Source organism: Enterococcus mundtii (assembly GCF_002947535.1).
In the GTDB taxonomy this organism is placed as follows: Bacteria; Bacillota; Bacilli; order Lactobacillales; family Enterococcaceae; genus Enterococcus_B; species Enterococcus_B mundtii_B.
On record NZ_PUAP01000028.1, the window covers coordinates 21,209 to 40,911 of the forward strand.

Genomic DNA, 19,703 nt, shown 5'->3' on the forward strand with positions numbered 1-19,703 from the left:
AAAGTAAGTAAATGTTATTAAGGTTAGTATAGGATGTTACCAGAAATTTTGCAATCAATATGTCTTACTAGTTGAAAGAGAGGTTGTTTCTGTAATAATGTTCATTCGATTTAATGAGTGTGAGAGGAGTAATCAGCTAAAACGATACAAAAAAGCAACGCTCACGATAGTAAGATCGTAGACGTTGCTTTTTTGAAATGACTATAGGAACAGTCAAAAATGCTTACTGATTTCCACGGACATCTAACAGTGAATAGTTGCGGACATCAAACCGATTGCGACTTGATGAATACTCGATCGGTTGTCCGTCTTTTAGATAGACTACTTGTTGGACTTCCAGAACTGGATCTGTTTCGGCGCAATTCAAATATTGTTGATCGAAGGCAGAACTTTTATCTGCTGAGATCGCGCGATAGGCTCCGGCAAAATGGACATTAAGTTCCTTGTGTAAATAGTCGTAGATCGATGATAGGAGATGTTCTTTCTTTAATCCAGGGACAAGTTGCACTGGCATAAAAGTGTGTTCTAGAATATACGGTTCATCATCTAAGATACGTAGGCGATGAATGTTATACACAGGCTGTTCCGCATCGATCATCAAGCGTTCTTGAATAAAAGGATTAGGGAACTCGACATCGAATTGAATGATCTGACTTGTCAGTGAGCGTTGTCGGCGCTTCATTTGTAAACTTAATCCTTCGTATTCATTGGCTGGAGAAGTATCTTTGTTTAAATAAGGATGGCTTAAAATCTTAGTTCCAGACCCTCTTTGGGAATAAACGAGTCCTTCCATGGCTAAGATGTTGATGGCTTTTTTGATCGTCATTCGACTAGCGTTGAATTCTTCGACTAGATCCACCTGATTTGGTAAAAAACTATTTGGTGGATATTTTTTTGAACGAATTCGATCTCTTAGGACATTTGCGATTTCTTCATATTTTGGCACGTTTTTCACCTCACTTTGAGTATAACGAAAGATCATAGCGCCGACAACCAATAAAAGCATGAGAAGCGCGGATAGCTTTATCAGAGAATTTACTTTTTGATTTTGGTAAAGGAAATAGCTGACTGATGATTTATGTAGGACAGTTGCTCATTGCAATCAATAAAATACCAATTTATGTATGTTTCAAAACTTAAAGAAGCACCCATGAAAATGCAACGAGCAAATTTTCGTGGATGCTTCTTTGATTATTGTTCGTGAATATGTTTATTTCAACTTCAAATACTACATTCCTTTAGTATAGGATCAAACAACATCCAAATCAGGTTGCTTATCTAAGATCATCAAGAATGGATACCAGATAACCGCAACGATCACAAAATCGATCACTTGGAGTAAGCCGCCTAACCATGAGTTTGTGGCTAAGACACCACTCGCGATGATCGGCACTGTCCATGGAACGGAGACACCGGTTGGCGCTGGTACGATACCGGCTGCCATTACTAGGTAGTTGAATGTCGTTACGACTAATGGTGCGACAACCCAAGGAATCAAAATAGTTGCGTTCAATACGATCGGTAAACCAAAAATTGCTGGTTCATTCACGTTGAAGATTCCTGGTGCAAGAGCTAAACGACCGACATCACGATATTGTTTTTTCTTCAAAACAAAGGCCATCAATAATACAACTGCTAAAGTCATACCTGATCCACCGATTCCGACAGTGAATGTTTCCATGAATGGTTTTGTGATAATGTGTGGTAATTCTTGACCATTTTGGTATGCCTCTAAGTTATCAAGCATCAATGTATTCCAAATCGGGTCCATCACAGAGTTGACGATGATTTGTCCATGAAGACCAAAGAACCATAAGAATTGTACAAAGAACAAAGCAATTAAAGTGGCTGGCAAACTACTTCCTAAACCAGTCAATGGTTTTTGGATAACTTCGTAAACCACATCATGTAAGTTTGCGTGGAAGACACCAGTCATCACTGCATTGATGATCAAGAAAACGGTCAAAGTAACGACTGCTGGGATCAACGCAGCAAATGATTTCGTCACAGCTGGTGGCACGCTTGCAGGCATTTTGATCTGCCAACCACGTTTAGTGATTCGGCAGTAGATTTCACCTGCGATGAAAGCTGCGATCATACCGATGAACATTCCTTTTGCACCTAAGCGATCAAGAGTCAACACACCTGATACTTCTTCGCCACCGACAGTTGTCATGACGAAAGGTGTTAAGATCAAGAAGCTGGCAAATGAGACAGCACCTCCAAAAATACCTTCTACATCATATGATTTAGATAAATAATAGCCAATACCAAAAGTAACAAAGACAGACATGATACTCATTGTTGCATTTTGTCCATTTCCAAATAAGCTAGACAACGTTCCTTTAGTCGCATCACTAAAGAAAGGTAAGTTATTGAAAACGACAACAATCGATCCGAACATCGTTAAAGGAAACGATAACATAAATGCATCCCGTAACACTGTCAAGTAACGATTTTGCCCTAGTAGGTTCGCTAAAGGCATGATTTTCTGAGCAAGTTTATCCATAAAACCGTTCATTTTATTCACCTCTATTATAATTTGCAATCGATTACAAAATGAGTATAACTTCAATCTGGATAAATGTCTAGTCATTTATTTAAAAAGTATTGATTTATTTTTATGGTTTGGTATGATTACGTTATCAAAAGAAAAATAAGCGAGGGACTTAACATGACGAATTATGTATTTCCAGAAAATTTTTGGTGGGGCTCAGCTGCTAGTGGACCACAAACAGAAGGACGTGTAGCAGGAGATGGAAAAGGAGAAAATATTTGGGATCATTGGTACGACTTGGAGCCTGAGAAGTTTTTTAACCAAGTAGGGCCAAGCAAGACTTCTCAAGTCTACACGAAGTATAAAGAGGATGTCGCATTGATGAAAGCTACTGGTCATAATACGTTCCGAACATCGATCCAGTGGAGTCGTTTGCTTCCTAATGGTACAGGGAAAGTAAATGAGCAAGCAGTCACTTTCTATCGTACGTATTTTGAAGAACTGATTGAAAATGGTATTGAACCCTTCGTCAATCTCTTCCATTTTGATATGCCGATGCCTTTACAAGAAAAAGGTGGCTGGTTAGCGAGAGAGACTGTTGATGCTTATGCTGAGTATGCCAAAACATGTTTTGAGTTATTCGGCGATCTTGTGAAGAAATGGTTTACGCACAATGAGCCGATCGTCCCTGTAGAAGGTGGCTATCTTTATCAGTTCCACTATCCAAATCATGTGAACTTCAAAGAAGCAGTTCAAGTGGGTTTCCACGAAAACTTAGCAAGTGCAAAGGCGATTCAGATCTACCATGAAACAGGACAAGATGGAGAGATCGGTATTATCTTGAACTTGACACCAAGTTACCCACGTGACGAAAATAATGCGGAAGATGTGAAAGCTGCTGCAATCGCGGACGCCTTTTTCAATCGCTCATTCCTTGATCCAGCTGTAAAAGGTGAATTTCCGCAGGAATTGATCGAGATCGTTAAAGAATTGGATATCATGCCTGTAATGGAAGACGGAGATTTAACGATCATCCAAGAAAATAAAGTGGATCTATTAGGAATCAATTATTACCAACCGCGCCGGATCAAAGCGAAAGAAACACCGATTGACAAGGATCGTGCGCCGTTACCTGATGATTATTTCGACAACTACGATATGCCGAATAAAAAAATGAATCCTTATCGTGGTTGGGAAATCTACGAAAAAGGTATCTACGATATCTTGACGAATACGAGAGAAAATTATGGGAATATCAAATGCTTTATCTCTGAAAATGGCATGGGTGTTGAAGGAGAAGAGCGCTATGTGAATGAACAAGGAATGATTGAAGATGACTATCGTATCGAGTTTGTGACGGATCACTTGAAATATGTGCATCAAGCTATTCAAGAAGGAACAAATTGTTTAGGCTATCATATGTGGACATGTATGGATAACTGGTCATGGACAAATGCTTATAAAAACCGTTATGGCTTTATCGCAGTTGATCTAGAACAAGATGGGAAACGGACGATCAAAAAATCAGGACACTGGTTTAAAGAAGTAGCAGCAAATAATGGTTTTGAAGCGTGATCGGTGACTTCGAAAAAAAGAATCAAGTATTTTATAACTAAATGAATGGGATAAATTATTTTGAAATAAGGTGGGAAATCTAACAATCAGATTTTCTGCCTTGTTTTTGTTATTGGAACCATGGGCTTTTGAACCATATCCATAAGAATTGTTCTTCGTTTCTAATCGTGCTACACTAAAAGAAAGAAGGAGGCGGTTTCAATGGTAGATACGTATAAAAATATTTTAGTAGCAATCGACGGTTCAGAAAAATCAGAAAAAGCATTTATTGAAGCAATCGCAACAGCAAAACGAAATCAAGCAAAATTACACATCTTGTATGTAAATGAGGTATCAGGAAATTATTTTGGTGATTTTGCTTTTGTCACAACAAGTTTACAAGAAGAGTTAGATGAAGTGGCAGACAAACAAATGAAGGAACATCAAAATCTAGCGATCGAAAAAGGTTTGACGGATATTAAAACATATGTGTTATACGGTTATCCTAAAACATTGATCGCGAACTTCAACGAGTCAGAAGAGCCAATCGATTTGATCGTCATGGGGTCGACTGGTTTAAACGCCGTTGAACGTGCATTGGTCGGTTCAACGACTTCTTATGTGGTGAATCACGCGAAATGCAATGTGTTAGTAGTAAAATAAAAGATTTTGCTCGAACTATTTACTTTTAACATACGATTTATCCGTTTTTGAGGATGCTGCATGAGTTATTGCGCATCCTTTTTTGTTTTTCAGCAGAAAATGCGGTAGGATAAACAAGACAAACGTATTTCAAATAGGAGATGGATGAAATGGAACAACAATATGTCCAAGTAATGACGATCGCTGGATCAGATAGCGATGGAAGTGCAGGGATGCAAGCAGACTTGCATACGTTTTTTACAAGAAAGGTCTATGGGGTATCTGTTTTGACTGCTTGTGTCGCTGGAAATTCTTATGGAATCGGTGCAAGTGTTCCTTTACCTACAGATTTTATCGATAAAGAATTTGAACTGATTGCAGAGGATTACCAAGTCAAAGCAGCAAAGACGGGGATGTTAGCCGATGCGACATTGATCAATACCGTGGTCAAAAATATTCAACTGTATGATTTTGGTCCCTTAGTCGTTGATCCAGTCATTATGACGAAACATGGGAATCAATTATTGGAAGAAGAAGCGTTGACTACATTGAAAACAGCATTACTGCCATTGGCAGAAGTAGTGACTCCTAATTTTTATGAAGCCGAAAAACTAACTGGTCTCAAATTGAGAACAGAAGAAGACTATGAAAAAGCGGCTCAGATCCTCCAAGAGCTGGGACCCAAAAATGTTCTGATCAAAGGACATCATACAAGTGATTCCAATCAACAAACAGTGAGGGATTATGTTCGTTTAGCTTCAGGAAAAACCTTTTGGTTAGAAGCGCCATTTTATGCAACAGATCGCATCAATGGAACAGGTGATTCTTTGTCTGCGTGTATTGCTGCTGAATTAGCAAAAGGAGAAACGGTGGAAGCAGCTATCCGTATCGCGAAACAATATGTCAATCAAGCAATCAAAGAAGAACTTTTTGTTGGACACAAATATGGCCCAATCAATCATTGGGCGGCAAATACGATCGACTAACTGATAGCAAAAATGATTTTAAACAGCGCTCCCCTGATAGCTACTAGTGCATCCTAATGGATTCTGGTGGTTCTCAGGGGAGTTTGTTGATTAAGTAGAGGAGCAAGTAGCTGTTTTTAAGAAAAAAGTTAAACACTGCCTGGACTCCAACTAACTCACCTCTAACAAAATAGTTTCATAAAATAACCAGTTTTTCATCTTTTTTACATTCCCTATTAATTTTTTGATGTTATTATATGCTACGTGATTAGTATGTCCCACTTTTTAGAAAGCGCAAACAAAAAATATTTTTTAGTAGGAGAAGGTTTATGAGAGCAATTCTATATCGTGTGCTAAGAAGACGTCAATTTATTTATATGTTAGCTTTTATGGTAGTTATAGGTTTATCTTGCTTGTTTACATATGGTATCATTGGGCAATACCCATGGAAGGGAGGGTATGACGAACCGACCAGTCTTTATTCATTACATATGCTTGTTATTCCGGCAGTAACTTTAATAACGTTTAAGTTTTCTTTTTCATTGCTTGCAACGATTCCGATCGGTGATATTTTAGCGGAGGATCGCCAGAGTGGTTATATGAAATCGATGGTGTCTCACATCACGTTAAAAAAGTATTTGATCAATCATTTTTTGTTGGCTTTTCTCATTGGTGGGTGCTTAGTGGTTATTCCTGTCCTTGTTAATTTTATTAGCCTCCTGTTTTTTATTCCTGTGACGCCTTTGCATCGATTTTATAGTATGTTTTTGGTCCCTTCTGATGAATTCATGCCCCATTTGTATTATGACCATCCAGGCATCTATTTGTTAGTGCGAAGTGCCTTTCTCTTTTTGTATGGTGGCTGTCTCTCTTTATTTGCTAGTATTTGCGCTTATTTAACACATAATCGTTACCTTGCTATCTTGATTCCAATGTTTTTTGTGTTAGTCAGCGATATGTTGATCAGTGTGTTGCGTGCTGCAAAATATAGTTTGAGTGATCAATTTATTGGTACAGAAAGGTTTCAGTTGACAGGTGTTTTGTTTGTCGTAACTATACTGCTATTTGCAGTCATGACGGTGATCTATGGGGTGAAGAAGAATGAGATTTAAGCAAACCATTTGCTATTATTTGTCGCTTACTTCACATAAGAAAATCTGGGGCTGTTTTTTTATAGGGATGATCTTCAGTTTGGGTAATTTAGTTTATCAGTATAATCAGATGGGACAACAATATGACGAGTTTGATTTACTACTTTATGGACCATACGGCATTTTAAATGGAGGAATAAATGGATTTATCAGTTCTATTTATTTGATGATATGGCTGTTTTTTATTCATAGCTTAGATAAAAAAACAGAAGAAAATTTTTACTTATTACATGTTAAAACAAAGTTGAAACTATTGGTGAATAAGGATCTAATCATGGTTTTGAGTCTGACCCTCTACATAATTTTCGTTTTCCTGGGATTTATTTTCGCCTACCTAATCATGTACACTCTCGTTAAGGGAGAATTGGTGGAGGCAGAGCTAACTTTATTGAATGTTGGTAAGATCGCAGCCATCAAGTACTTACAATTTCTATTTATGGGACATCTTTCTCTCTTATTAAATAGAGTAATTAGAAATTATTTAGTCGTTGTATTAATGGTTATGACAGTATTTATTATTAACTTAGTTGACTCATTTCCGGCTTTTAATCTCGTGTTTATCGTTAATAGACAACAAATAATGGTTCAAGGTACATTTATCGCTTGGCTTGGTTTATTGATTTCTCTGAACTTTTTGCTTTTTGCAGCAAAATATACAGTTACTCTACTAAGGAGGCCCAACCAATGGAGCTTACCTCTATCATGATAGTCACTAGACGGATGATCACTTTTACCTTTACTTACGGGAAAAAATGGTGGATCTCTACTGGGGTGTTTTTGGTAGGTTACCTTTTAGCGATTAAGTATATGTATCCTAAGATCCTTTTTGATGGAGAAAGTATCCTTACTTTCTTGTTTCAAGGTCCTTATCCTATTCATAACTATACAGACTATTTACTTCCTTATCTTTGGCTTTTGTTTCATCTGTTCTCATTGCTATTTATTTTTTTCCCGATTATTGAATTATTAGAAACACAAAGTATTTTTTTGTTGATCCGGATCAAAAGTAGACGTAAATTGGCAATTTCGATCTTTCTTACGATCATAGTGGATTGTTTTGCCTATCTTTTCATTTTTTTCAGCGCACTTTTTTTGATTTTTTATTCCGCTGATTTTTGGTCATTGGCTGTTATACACTATAGCTTTCTTTTATTTTCGACAGTTATCTTGCTTAATTTTTTAGCCGTATTCATTTATTTTATTTATTCAAACGGCATCTTCTCATTATTGATCTGCATGGGCATGATGGTTGTTGCAAGTCTAGTAAATTTTAAGTTTATGCCTTATAAATATTCATTGATTCTAACTAATGATATTCATTTCTATTTGACCCATCCTACATTATTCGTGGTTTTAGGAATACAGTTGGGATTATTGTTAGGTTATTTGGTTGGTATTTTATTTTTCATTCGTAGGCACATATTTTAGGAGGGTTTCCATGGCATTTTTAGAAATAAAAGAAGTAACCGTTGAAAGAAAAAAACAACGAATCCTTAATGAGGTAACGATTTCAGCTGAGCTTGGTGACGTTGTAGGTTTCATCGGTCAAAATGGTTCGGGTAAAACAATGCTTTTTAAAGCAATTTGTGGCTTTATTCGTCTTTCAAAAGGAAAGATCAAGGTAGGGGAAGAAACAATCGGCAAAGAAGTAGACTTTCCTTCTCATACAGGAATGTTGATTGAAAATCCTGGATTTATTGGTTCGATGACAGGTTTTGATAATTTATATAGCTTGTCGTTATTAACCGATAATGTCAAAAAAGATGAGATTGTTGAACTATTAACACTCGTAGGTTTATTGGATAAACAGAAAGTTAAGGTTGCTAACTATTCTTTAGGGATGAAACAGCGTTTAGGAATTGCGCAAGCGTTGATGGGTGATCCGACGATGATCATTTTAGATGAGCCTTTTAATGGGTTGGATAATCAAGGAATTGAATTGTTGATCGAGATAATTGAAGAATTGAAGTTAAGAAATAAGCTGGTTTTATTGACTAGTCATCGAAACGAAGATTTGCAAAGAGTTTGCACCAAATTTTATCAAGTTGATCGTGGAAGTTTTTCAAGAATTGAGGTATCGAATGATGAGAAAAAAGTAAAATTTTCTTTTTTTGTCTGGGCGGTTCAATAATCATAGCAGTCGCAGTTGCTCGTATTATCGAAATCAATCGTGGTGTTCCTAAATCATTTGCAATTACCACTTACCATTTGAACGACGTAGTTTCTTTAAATGATTTAGAACTCACTGTTTTAAACTATTCTAAAGGAAAGTCCTATCATTATGATGGTGGGAACCCGATGGACCAATATGAGTTTATGCCTGTGACAGTTGCAGTAAACGTCAAAAATATATCGCCGGATGCCCAGGATTTGGCAATTTTGAAAGAAAGTCGGTTATTTAGTGGCTACAACTATTACAATACAGGTGATGTTGACTTTCCGCAACAAGTACTAGATCCTCAACAGCAAACGACGCTTACATATGTCTACACGGTCGATGCAGAAAAAGTAGAAGAATCCTTTCAATTTGTGTTAACAACTCAAGCGTTACTTCGATTTGATCAAGCAAATTATCATGCTAGTTACAATAAAGGAATCTATAAAGGAGTAGCTATTTACCTATGATCGTTCCAATACAATGAAATTTTTTGAATGATATCATTTTTATTGATAGTCGTAAGAGGACTCAAAAAATAAAACTCCCTTAGTAGACTTTGGAAAATCTGCTAAAGGAGTTTCATTTTTGAAATATCCTATCAATGAAATAAGGTTGTTATTAAAACTATTGATTATTGAAGGAAAAATAGTTTATAGAATCGGTGAGAACAGTCTGGAGATTTGTTGTTTGAACAACAACCAATTTGACATTTCTTTGACTGTTTCAGTAGTCATCGGATTGCTTGCTTGTTCATCGAGTACGAATTGATCAGCTAATTGTTGCAAGAAAGCTGCATCATAAATGATTGCACTGCTTTCAAAATTCAAGCGATAGCTTCGGATATCTTGGTTGGCTGAGCCGACCATGCAGATCTCATCGTCCATGATCAATGTTTTCGCATGTAAAAAGCCATTTTCATAAACTAAGATTTGTACATTTTCCTTGATCAATTGGCGAGCGTAGTACTGAGTTGCTCGGTAGATGAAAGGATGATCTGGTTTGTTAGGGATCATGATTTTCACCTCTACACCGGAAGCGGCAGCGATTTTCAACGCAGCGATCACACTTTCATCAGGAACTAAATACGGTGTTTGGATCCAGATACGTTTTTTTGCTGAACTGATCAGCTTGATAAAGGATAACTTTATCTGTTCCCGTTCGTTGTTCGGTCCGCTAGATACAAGTTGGATCGATGTTTGGTATAGTTGATCCTGATCCTTTTTCTCTACTTTGTAAAAATAATCTAAATGATAGCCAACTTTTTTTTGATCCGGCACAGAGACATTCCAATCCATCAAAAAGCGAAGTTGTAGTAAAGAGGCGGCGGCACCGTAAATACGAATATGTGTATCTCGCCAATAGCCAAATTTTTTGGTGTGATTGACGTATTGATCGGCAATGTTGAAACCACCTGTGTACCCGATCTTACCATCAACAACGATGATTTTTCGATGATCATGATAATTTAGACGAAAGCGTAGAAGTGCCCGTTGCGAAGTGATGAATGTATGGACATGACCGCCATTTTCGACTAACTTTTTAAAATCTTTTATTTTTGTGCCATGAGAACCAAAGGCATCATAGAGTAAGCGGACTTCGACACCTTCTGCTGCTTTTTTTTCCAATACTTTTAAGATCTGTTGACCGATGTTGTCGGTAACAAAAGCATAATATTCGATATGGATGGAGTGCTTGGCTGCTTCGATATCTTTCAGCACAGCAGTTAATTTTTCTTGACCGTCTGTCAGGAGTGTGACGGCGTTTTTTCGAGTGAGTGGCATTTGATTCAAGGATGAAAAGAAATCAACGAAGTGCTGATGATCTTCATTCTGGATGATGGGATCATAATGTTCCAAGGTATCTCCCTTAAAATCTTGGAAATTCTCCAGTTCTCTCAAATCACTCTGACGGAGATGGAATTTTTTCTTGTCGGTCAACCCCCGACCAAAGAAAAGGTAGAGAATAAAACCAAAACCAGGTAAAGCAAATAAAACGAGCAACCATGCCCAGATCGCTGCGACGTCACGAGGTTTGATCAAGATAGTTACAAGTGCAATAAGTGCGTTCAGTACATATAAGAAAGTAATAATGCTTCCTACCACGAGTAAATCCTCCTTTATATAATAACACTAGTATAGCATGAGAAAGGTGAGAAGCCTATTCACAAGAAAACAAAGGTGGAAATTTTTTGAAAATATCATGAGCGATAAGCAAAAGTTGTTGCAATTTAAAAATAAATCATGTAGGATAAAAGTACAGTTGAATATCTCCTTAGGGGAGTAACCGACAACATTTGTTGTGATAATATCAACAGTAAGTTAACCAATTGGTTTTCTGGTATTGTATGAAATGGTGAGACCTAAGACAAATCCGTATTTGTCTTAGGTCTCTTTTTTTTCAGGCGATAGCGGAAACAATAACTAAAATGGGGGATGAAATTTGGAAAACAAGGAACACGCACAATCAACGGTCTACAAAGAATCGATCGACACGTTGATGCAACAAACGCAAAGCTCACCTGATGGGTTGAGTAGTACGCAAGCAAAAGAAAAATTGGAAAGAGATGGCTTGAACCAACTGAAAGAAGCGCCGAAGAAGCCAACTTGGAAACTGTTTCTCGAAACTTTTAAAGATGCGATGGTAATTGTGTTATTAGTTGTTGCATTGATTCAAATGGTGATGGGTGACTATATCGAATTTTTCGTTATCTTTGCCGTGTTGATGTTGAACTCAGTGATCAGTGTGATCCAAACGAAAAAAGCAGAAGGTTCACTTGAAGCATTGAAAAACCTTTCTGCACCAGATGCAAAAGTGATTCGTGACGGAAAAGAAATGACGATTCCAGCGAATGAATTAGTGGTTGGGGATATCGTTTTACTTGATGCAGGTGACTATGTACCGGCAGATGGACGTCTATTAGAAGCTGGTTCATTAAAAGTTGACGAAGGGATGTTGACAGGTGAGTCGACATCAGCAGAAAAAGAAGTAGTAGAAATCACTCAGACTGTGCCGATCGGTGATCGCTTGAATATGGTCTTTAGTGGGACGATCATTACTTACGGTCGTGGAAAATTCTTAGTGACTGCTACAGGAAACAATACAGAAATCGGTGAAGTAGCTGGTTTATTAGAATCAACAACGGAACAAGTGACACCACTACAACGTGGGTTGGATAAATTCAGTAAGAAGTTAAGTTTAGCTATTTTAGGCTTATCATTAGTGATTTTAGGTATCCAGTTATTCCGTATCTACATGGGTGGCGGAACAGGAGATATGACGGCGGATATCGTTAGTGCCATCATGTTTGCAGTTGCGGTTGCCGTAGCAGCGATCCCAGAAGCATTGCAATCGATCGTCACGATCGTCTTATCATTAGGAACAAATAAAATGGCGAAACGACATGCCATCATCCGTAAACTTCCAGCCGTAGAAACACTAGGTTCAACGAGTATCATTTGTACAGATAAAACTGGAACATTGACACAAAATAAAATGACTGTTGTTGACTATTATTTAGCCAATGGAGCAACTGGTGATTTTTCAAATGATCCAAAAAACTGGTCTGTCGATGAACGTCGTTTAGTTGAGATCAGTGTCTTGGCAAATGATGCGTCGATCAGTGAAGATGGTTCAAAATTAGGCGATCCTACAGAAGTAGCTTTTATTGACTTCAGTGAAAAAATGAACCAACCTTATCGTGAGATCCGTCAAACGTATCCAAGACAAGCGGAATTACCATTTGACTCGGATCGAAAATTGATGTCGACAGCACATGAAATCGACAATCAACAATTCTTATTTGTAAAAGGTGGACCTGATATCGTCTTTGGTCGTAGTACAAAAGCGTTGGTAAATGGTGAAGTCGTGCCAATGACAGACGAGTTAAGAAAAAAATTCCAAGAACAAAACGAAGCATTCTCAAATCGCGCATTGCGTGTGTTAGCCTTTGCTTACCGTCCAATCAATAGCTTAGAATTATCATTTGATGATGAAGATGATTTGATTTTAGTCGGTATCATGGCAATGATCGATCCGCCAAGAGAAGAAGTTACACAAGCGGTGAAAGAAGCGAAAAGTGCTGGAATCAAAACGATCATGATCACTGGTGACCATAAAACAACTGCGGTAGCTATTGCAAAAGAAATCGGTATTTTTGCTGAGGGTGACCAAGCGTTGACTGGTACAGAATTAGATGAATTATCAGAAGATCAATTGAATGAAGTATTAGAAAAAGTAACCGTTTATGCGCGTGTATCTCCGGAAAATAAAATCCGTATCGTGCGTGCTTGGCAAACAAAAGGTCATATCTCTGCGATGACAGGGGACGGAGTGAATGATGCGCCTGCCTTGAAACAAGCAGACATCGGTATTGCAATGGGTACAGGTACTGACGTAGCCAAAGATGCTGCGGCAATGGTTCTGACAGATGATAATTTCGCATCGATCGTCAGTGCAGTGGAAGTAGGACGTAATGTCTTTGATAATATCAAAAAGGCCATCTCTTACTTGTTCTCAGGAAACTTAGGTGCGATCATCGCAATCATCTTTGCTTTGATTGCGGATTGGTCAAATCCATTTACAGCTTTACAATTATTGTTTATCAACTTAGTCAATGACTCATTACCGGCAATCGCGTTAGGAACTGAAAAAGCAGAGCCAGCGACAATGAAACGTCCGCCAAGAGATCCGAATTCAGGTATCTTTACGGACAAAACATTGATTTCTGTAACGTATCGTGGCGTATTGATCGGTATTGCAGTTATTTTTGCTCAATGGTTAGGAATGCAACATTCTCCTGAATTTGGTGTAGCGATGTCCTTTACAACATTGATTTGGTGTCGTACGTTGCAAACATTCCCTGCTCGTTCAAATACGCAAACAGCGATCCAAGCTGGTTTCTTCTCAAACCGCAGTGTGCTATTAGCAGTTGCTGTATGTAGTGCGCTTTACTGTATTGCGATGATCCCAGGACTAAAAGAAGTCTTCTCGATCCCAGCAGCATTTGGATTGACTGAAGTCTTCACATGTATCGGAATCGCGCTAGTAACAGTTGTATTGATGGAAATCACTAAGATGATCTTGGTGCGTGTACAAGGAAATAAATAATCATCAAAGACAAAATAGTTCATCTATCACTTACGAATGACGATGGAATTTGCTAGTTTTAAGTCTTTCGAATCAAAAAGAAATCCACGAGAATCGTTTCTTCGATTTTCGTGGATTTTGATTTATACTAAGAAACAAGGCTCGTCGTTTCTCTTATAAAAATATTTATTCCGAAAAGTGAAAACGAAAGGAGAATTATCCAAATGAACAAAGAAGAATGGAATACCTTTGCGAAAGACTATTACGAATCACAAAAAGAATCCAGTACGACGATTGTAGAGGATGTCGTTGCTTATCTAAAAAGTGAGGTTTTATTACCAGCTGGATCATTCGCAGATGTTGCCGGTGGTGCAGGGCGTTATCTGCCGTTAGCAAAAGAAATAGAACAATATGAGTTGATTGATTTTTCAGAAGAAATGCTTGTCTATGCTGAACATGAAGCGCATGTACTGGGGCTAAATAACTGCCAATTCATTCTGCAAGATCTTGCTAGTTTTTTGCAAGAAGAGAAAACCTATGAACTTGTTTTTTCGGCAGCAAATCCCGCCTTGGTTTCTTGTGAACAATTGGAAAAACTGCGTAGGAAAGCGACGAGAGCTTGTTTGATCCTAAGAGTAGTCTCCTCGGAAGATAATGTCTTCGTACCCCTTGAAAGGCATTTAGGGATCGAAAAATCTGACCCTAACACCTCGCCAACTATTATGGATCGGTTTGAGACGTATTTAGCAAAGAAACACCTTTCTTATAAGAGAACTGAATTCACTTATGATTCACAGGAAGAAGTCACGGCTTCATTTTTGCGGGCTTACTATGAAGAAATGCAAGATGATCCACGTTTCCAGTCAGCTCTCCAAGAATTATTTAAAAACAGTGAGACAATTCAGAGTACAAATAAACTGACCTATCGATTATTGACTATCTATTAGTCAACGATCGAGGTCAGTTTTTTGCATTGATTATTTTTCTTTGTAAAAACGAATATCATTTTCAACTTTATAGATCGAGTAAGGTAGATCTGAATGATATTCAGCTGTTTCACCATGTCCCGGTAATGTTTCATTGAAGATTTCTTCATATTGATCAACAGTCAATGCTTCACGGTTATCTAACATCGCTTGATTCTCTTCTTTGAATAAGAACTTTTGATAGTCTTCTTCTAAATACCCAGTGAAAAACTCACTCACAGCACCAGAACCATAGCTGAATAGTCCAATACGGTCACCAGATTTCAATGCTTGAGTGTTTTCTAACAGAGAAATCAAACCTAAATAAAGTGAACCAGTGTATAGATTTCCAATTCGTCGACTATAGGTGATGCCTTCTTCATAACGTGCCATCAAACGTTCTTGCGTTGCTTCATCTGTTTCTTCGAGCACACTTTGTAATGCTTTTTTCCCCATTTTTGTGTAAGGGATATGGAAGGTAAGTGCGTCATAATCTGCAAGTGTTCGACCTGTTGTTTCTTTATATCTATTCCAGACTTTTTGGAAAGACTCAATATAGGTAGAGTTGGACAACGGTCCATCTACTACAGGATATTGGCTATAGCTTGGACGCCAAAAGTCATAAATATCTTCTGTTAAAAAGACACTGTGGTCTTCAAGTGAAAGAATCCGAGGGTTTTGTGTGATCATCATAGCGACCGCACCTACACCTTGCGTCACTTCACCACCACTTGCTAAACCGTAGCGAGCGATATCGCTAGCAATCACTAAAACTTTACGATCTGGATGGTTTTTAACATATTCTTTTGCCATATGCAAAGCTGCTGTTCCCCCGTAACAAGCTTCTTTTACTTCGAATGAACGAGCAAAAGGTTGAACTTTTAACAAATGATGGATGATCACAGCACTTGCCTTTGATTGGTCGATGCCTGATTCGGTACCTACAATGACCATATCGATTTTCTCACGATCTTCTTCTGTGACGATTTTACTCGCTGCATTTGCTCCTAGCGTGACGATGTCTTCATAAACTTGATTGACAGCCATTTGATCTTGACCGATCCCAATATGGTATTTGGCAGGATCATCTCCACGTCTGTTTGCTAATTCAGTCATATCTAAAAATAAATTAGGAATAAAAAAGGAAAGACGATCAATCCCTATTTTCATTTCAACACCTCTTTACTCATGATAAAAAACTTACTTTATTAAAGTATCACAAAATTGCTAAAAGAAATACAAAAAAGCTAATTTTTAAGGATTTGTAAAAAAATATAGCGCTTTTTTTAAAAGGTGTATGTTATATTTGTATTTCCGGTAAAGAATGGTATATTTTTGTAGGAGATACTTGACAGTTAGAAAGTAATCAACTGTCCATCTTTCATGCAATTTAATAAGAAGTGTATTTTAATTTTTACGAAACCATTCAGATTGTTCTATCCAATAGATATAGACAAACGTTTTTTGAGGAATGTCTCGTCGGTTACAGCGTGACGTTTTTCGCAAATATGAGAGAAATAAGGAGGGAATCCGTTTGCGCAAAAGATTGTAACACCTATAAATCTATCGCGTTTTTTATAATACGTGGATAAGTGAATTTATAGACTTTGGCAACGGGTGGCTTAACTTGAAGGAAGTCGTTATTATAGATGCTGCACGAACACCGATTGGAAAGTATCGTGGTAGCTTAAGCAGTTATTCTGCTGTTGAGTTAGGAACATTCATCACAACAGAGATCCTTGAACGAACAGGGATCGATAAAGAAGCAATCAATCAAGTCATTTTTGGGAATGTGCTTCAAGCAGGGAATGGGCAAAATGTTGCACGACAAATTGCGATCAATAGTGGAATTCCTGTAAGTGTTCCTGCAATGACGATCAATGAAGTGTGTGGATCTGGGATGAAATCTGTGATCCTTGCGCGTCAACAGATCCAACTAGGCGAAGCGGATCTGATAGTAGCCGGTGGTGTGGAAAGTATGACTAAGGCACCAATGCTCCAAGTAAGTGATCCAGAAAACGAGAAGGTCGAAGAAATCTCAAGTATGCTGAATGATGGGCTGACCGATGCATTTTCCAACACACATATGGGGCTTACAGCAGAAAATGTAGCAAAACAATTTTCTGTGACAAGAGCAGAGCAAGATCAATATGCACTGGATTCACAACTAAAAGCGGCGAAAGCCAGCGAGTTAGGGGTCTTCAAGGAAGAAATCATTCCGATTTCCCATAATGAAGAAGCTTTTGCAATGGATGAAGCAGTGCGAGGAAATAGTACGTTAGAAAAATTAAGCACGTTACGGACGGTTTTTGCAGAGGACGGCACAGTTACTGCTGGGAATGCTTCTCCTTTGAACGATGGCGGTTCTGTACTGATCTTAGCGTCGAAAGAGTATGCGATTGCTCATGGTTTACCGTATTTAGCCACGATCAAAGGAGTTTCTGAAGTCGGTATCGATCCTAGTATCATGGGGGTAGCTCCAATCAAAGCAATCAATACTTTGATGGAGAAAACAGAGCTTTCCTTGGACGACATCGATCTATTTGAAATCAACGAAGCGTTTGCTGCGTCATCGATCGTTGTGAATCGTGAGTTGAATCTTCCATCAGAGAAAGTCAATATTTATGGTGGTGCGATTGCCTTAGGTCATCCAATCGGAGCGAGTGGCGCTCGTATCTTGACAACATTAGGTTACGCACTAAGAAGAACGCAACAACGATACGGAGTTGCTTCATTATGTATTGGTGGTGGTCTTGGCTTAGCTGTTCTTTTGGAAGCAAATTTGCAAGAAACTGGTGAAGACGAAAAAAAAAAGTTTTATGAACTAACGCCAGAACAACGTAGACAGCGATTAGTTCAAGAAAAAGTGGTTTCTGCAGCAGAAGCAGCACGTTTTAAAGAATCTGTATTAACTGAGGATATCGCCAACCACTTGATTGAAAATCAAATCAGTCAAGTAGAGATCCCATTAGGTGTCGCGTTGAATTTCCAAGTGAACGACCAAAAAAAATGGGTCCCAATGGCAACGGAAGAACCTTCTGTAATTGCTGCAGCGAGCAATGGCGCAAAGATATGTGGCAATATCAGCGTTCAGATACCGCAACGATTGATGCGTGGGCAAATCGTTTTGACCGGTCGTTGTGATTATCGAAAAATCAAAGAAGTCATTGAAGCAAGGAAACCAGAATTGGTCACTTGTGCAAACGAAAGCTATCCTTCGATCGTGAAGCGTGGTGGAGGTGTCCGAGAAATTTCTACTCGAGAATTTATGGGAAGTGAGCACGCCTATCTTTCACTTGATTTTTTAGTGGATGTCAAAGATGCGATGGGTGCGAATATCATCAACTCGATTTTGGAGGGAGTTGCGGTTCGTATCAAAGAATGGTTCCCTGAAGAAGAAATCTTGTTCAGTATCTTGAGTAACCTAGCGACGGAATCTTTAGCGATCGCGACTTGTATGATTCCTTTTGAGCGATTGGCAAAGGACAAAGAAACGGGTCAGCTGATTGCTGAAAAGATTCGTCAAGCGAGTGAATATGCAAAGTTAGATCCTTATCGGGCAACGACCCACAACAAAGGAATCATGAATGGTATCGAAGCAGTCATCTTAGCAACAGGAAATGATACACGAGCAGCCGCTGCGGCAATCCATGCGTATGCTGCTCGAAATGGTAGTTACCAAGGGTTGACTGACTGGCAAATCAAGGAAGATCATTTGGTAGGAAAATTGACGGTTCCTTTAGCAGTTGCGGCAGTAGGGGGCGCTTCCCGAGTCTTACCGAAAGCGAAAGCTTCTTTAGATATGTTAGCAATCGATTCTGCACAAGAATTGGCACAAGTGATTGCAGCTGTCGGTTTAGCACAAAACCTTGCGGCACTGCGAGCTCTTGTTAGTGACGGCATCCAAAAAGGGCATATGTCATTACAAGCGAGAGCATTAGCGATCACAGTTGGTGCCAAAGGAGACGAAATCGAGAGAGTTGCTGCAAAACTAAGAGAATCAGGAACGATCAACCAACAAAGCGCACTAGCTGCATTAGGAGCTATCCAAGCTGGCAAAAAGTAAGGTTAGTTTTCCAAATGCTTTTAGTAACTGAGGGAAAATGACAAATAATTATCATTATTATAACGGTTCTCGTCAGACGGATAAAAAATCAACGAATGTTTAGCATAAAAGAACTCTAATCTAAATTTATGTTTTTCCATAAAAGAGCATCACGTCTTTTTTGCTATTTTCAACTTCTGTAGAGTTTCTTAATATTAAACAAAACGTAACAGACCTTGTCGGTACAAGGTTTTCTGTTGCGTTTTTTGTATTATTCGAACCTGGAATTATAAAACATATCTTATTGAATTTTAAAAATAATTTATATAACATTAAAAAAAGCTAAAGTTTTTTACGCTTATTTGAGGTTCTCTTGTGAATAAATAATCTAACAGGTATACTTTTCCTCAAATAGAATAACTTGTTAGGCGAGACTCCTAAACAAACATAGGCTATTGCGCAGAAACGTCGAAAGACGCCAATGTGTAAAACAGGAATTGTCGGATTAAGGCTCTTCATAAGATAGCTAAGAGAAATCTTTACGTTGTTTAGTGTCAAAACTCACACGATGAGACTGAAAAGCCAATCGTTTTTTTCGTTTGGCTTTTTTTATTCAAGATGGGTAAGTGACGTATCTCCGC

At 38.3% G+C, this 19,703-nt stretch carries 15 protein-coding genes and 1 riboswitch; of the genes, 11 read left to right on the forward strand and 4 right to left on the reverse strand.

Going from position 1 to position 19,703, the window contains the following annotated elements; genetic code table 11:
- Window positions 1-223: 223 nt before the first annotated feature.
- The gene (locus tag CUS89_RS09835) at window positions 224-946 is read right to left on the reverse strand and encodes a GntR family transcriptional regulator (RefSeq protein ID WP_181055349.1); all 723 of its coding nucleotides are present in this window, start codon (window positions 944-946) and stop codon (window positions 224-226) included.
- Window positions 947-1,249: 303 nt separating this feature from the next.
- Window positions 1,250-2,521 carry a PTS cellobiose transporter subunit IIC gene (celB, locus tag CUS89_RS09840; RefSeq protein ID WP_010735815.1) on the reverse strand — a complete coding sequence of 424 codons (1,272 nt, stop codon included), beginning with the start codon at window positions 2,519-2,521 and terminating at the stop codon, window positions 1,250-1,252.
- 153 nt (window positions 2,522-2,674) lie between these two features.
- On the opposite strand from celB, the gene CUS89_RS09845 reads away from it, so the two are divergent.
- The 8 genes from CUS89_RS09845 to CUS89_RS09880 all read left to right on the forward strand — a co-directional run bounded on the left by CUS89_RS09845 (window position 2,675) and on the right by CUS89_RS09880 (window position 9,434).
- A complete protein-coding gene (locus tag CUS89_RS09845) occupies window positions 2,675-4,072 on the forward strand; it encodes a glycoside hydrolase family 1 protein (protein ID WP_104871987.1) in 1,398 nt (465 codons plus the stop codon).
- Between the two features lie 201 nt (window positions 4,073-4,273).
- Entirely contained in the window at window positions 4,274-4,714 is a 441-nt protein-coding gene (locus CUS89_RS09850; RefSeq protein ID WP_071866323.1) for a universal stress protein, read from the forward strand.
- A 149-nt stretch (window positions 4,715-4,863) separates the two neighbouring features.
- Entirely contained in the window at window positions 4,864-5,679 is an 816-nt protein-coding gene (thiD, locus tag CUS89_RS09855) for a bifunctional hydroxymethylpyrimidine kinase/phosphomethylpyrimidine kinase (RefSeq protein ID WP_104775688.1), read from the forward strand.
- A gap of 308 nt (window positions 5,680-5,987) precedes the next feature.
- Complete coding sequence (locus CUS89_RS09860) at window positions 5,988-6,770, forward strand: hypothetical protein (RefSeq protein ID WP_104871988.1); 783 nt, start codon at window positions 5,988-5,990, stop codon at window positions 6,768-6,770.
- Window positions 6,760-7,515 carry a hypothetical protein gene (locus CUS89_RS09865; RefSeq protein WP_104871989.1) on the forward strand — a complete coding sequence of 252 codons (756 nt, stop codon included), beginning with the start codon at window positions 6,760-6,762 and terminating at the stop codon, window positions 7,513-7,515. Before CUS89_RS09860 ends, CUS89_RS09865 begins: the two co-directional genes overlap by 11 nt.
- Window positions 7,494-8,237 carry a hypothetical protein gene (locus tag CUS89_RS09870; RefSeq protein ID WP_104871990.1) on the forward strand — a complete coding sequence of 248 codons (744 nt, stop codon included), beginning with the start codon at window positions 7,494-7,496 and terminating at the stop codon, window positions 8,235-8,237. The genes CUS89_RS09865 and CUS89_RS09870 overlap by 22 nt, the downstream gene beginning before the upstream one ends.
- Window positions 8,238-8,247: 10 nt before the next feature.
- On the forward strand, window positions 8,248-8,940 hold the full coding sequence (locus CUS89_RS09875; RefSeq protein WP_104871991.1) for an ATP-binding cassette domain-containing protein: 693 nt from the start codon (window positions 8,248-8,250) through the stop codon (window positions 8,938-8,940).
- Between the two features lie 167 nt (window positions 8,941-9,107).
- Window positions 9,108-9,434 (forward strand): hypothetical protein, encoded by a 327-nt coding sequence (locus CUS89_RS09880; RefSeq protein WP_104871992.1) that lies wholly within the window; start codon window positions 9,108-9,110, stop codon window positions 9,432-9,434.
- A gap of 183 nt (window positions 9,435-9,617) precedes the next feature.
- On the opposite strand, the gene cls is transcribed toward CUS89_RS09880, so the two are convergent.
- Window positions 9,618-11,069: a cardiolipin synthase gene (gene cls / locus CUS89_RS09885; RefSeq protein WP_104871993.1), complete on the reverse strand. Its 1,452-nt coding sequence runs from the start codon at window positions 11,067-11,069 to the stop codon at window positions 9,618-9,620.
- A 337-nt stretch (window positions 11,070-11,406) separates the two neighbouring features.
- On the opposite strand from cls, the gene CUS89_RS09890 reads away from it, so the two are divergent.
- Both CUS89_RS09890 and CUS89_RS09895 read left to right on the forward strand, forming a co-directional pair.
- Complete coding sequence (locus CUS89_RS09890; protein WP_104871994.1) at window positions 11,407-14,073, forward strand: cation-translocating P-type ATPase; 2,667 nt, start codon at window positions 11,407-11,409, stop codon at window positions 14,071-14,073.
- Window positions 14,074-14,276: 203 nt separating this feature from the next.
- Window positions 14,277-14,999 carry a class I SAM-dependent methyltransferase gene (locus CUS89_RS09895; RefSeq protein WP_104871995.1) on the forward strand — a complete coding sequence of 241 codons (723 nt, stop codon included), beginning with the start codon at window positions 14,277-14,279 and terminating at the stop codon, window positions 14,997-14,999.
- Between the two features lie 30 nt (window positions 15,000-15,029).
- Here CUS89_RS09895 and CUS89_RS09900 read toward each other — a convergent pair whose 3' ends face one another.
- On the reverse strand, window positions 15,030-16,187 hold the full coding sequence (locus CUS89_RS09900; RefSeq protein ID WP_104871996.1) for a hydroxymethylglutaryl-CoA synthase: 1,158 nt from the start codon (window positions 16,185-16,187) through the stop codon (window positions 15,030-15,032).
- A 457-nt stretch (window positions 16,188-16,644) separates the two neighbouring features.
- Here CUS89_RS09900 and CUS89_RS09905 point away from each other — a divergent pair, with 457 nt between their 5' ends.
- Window positions 16,645-19,083: a hydroxymethylglutaryl-CoA reductase, degradative gene (locus CUS89_RS09905; protein ID WP_104871997.1), complete on the forward strand. Its 2,439-nt coding sequence runs from the start codon at window positions 16,645-16,647 to the stop codon at window positions 19,081-19,083.
- Window positions 19,084-19,475: 392 nt separating this feature from the next.
- Window positions 19,476-19,643: riboswitch (M-box (ykoK) riboswitch) on the forward strand.
- Window positions 19,644-19,703: the final 60 nt, after the last annotated feature.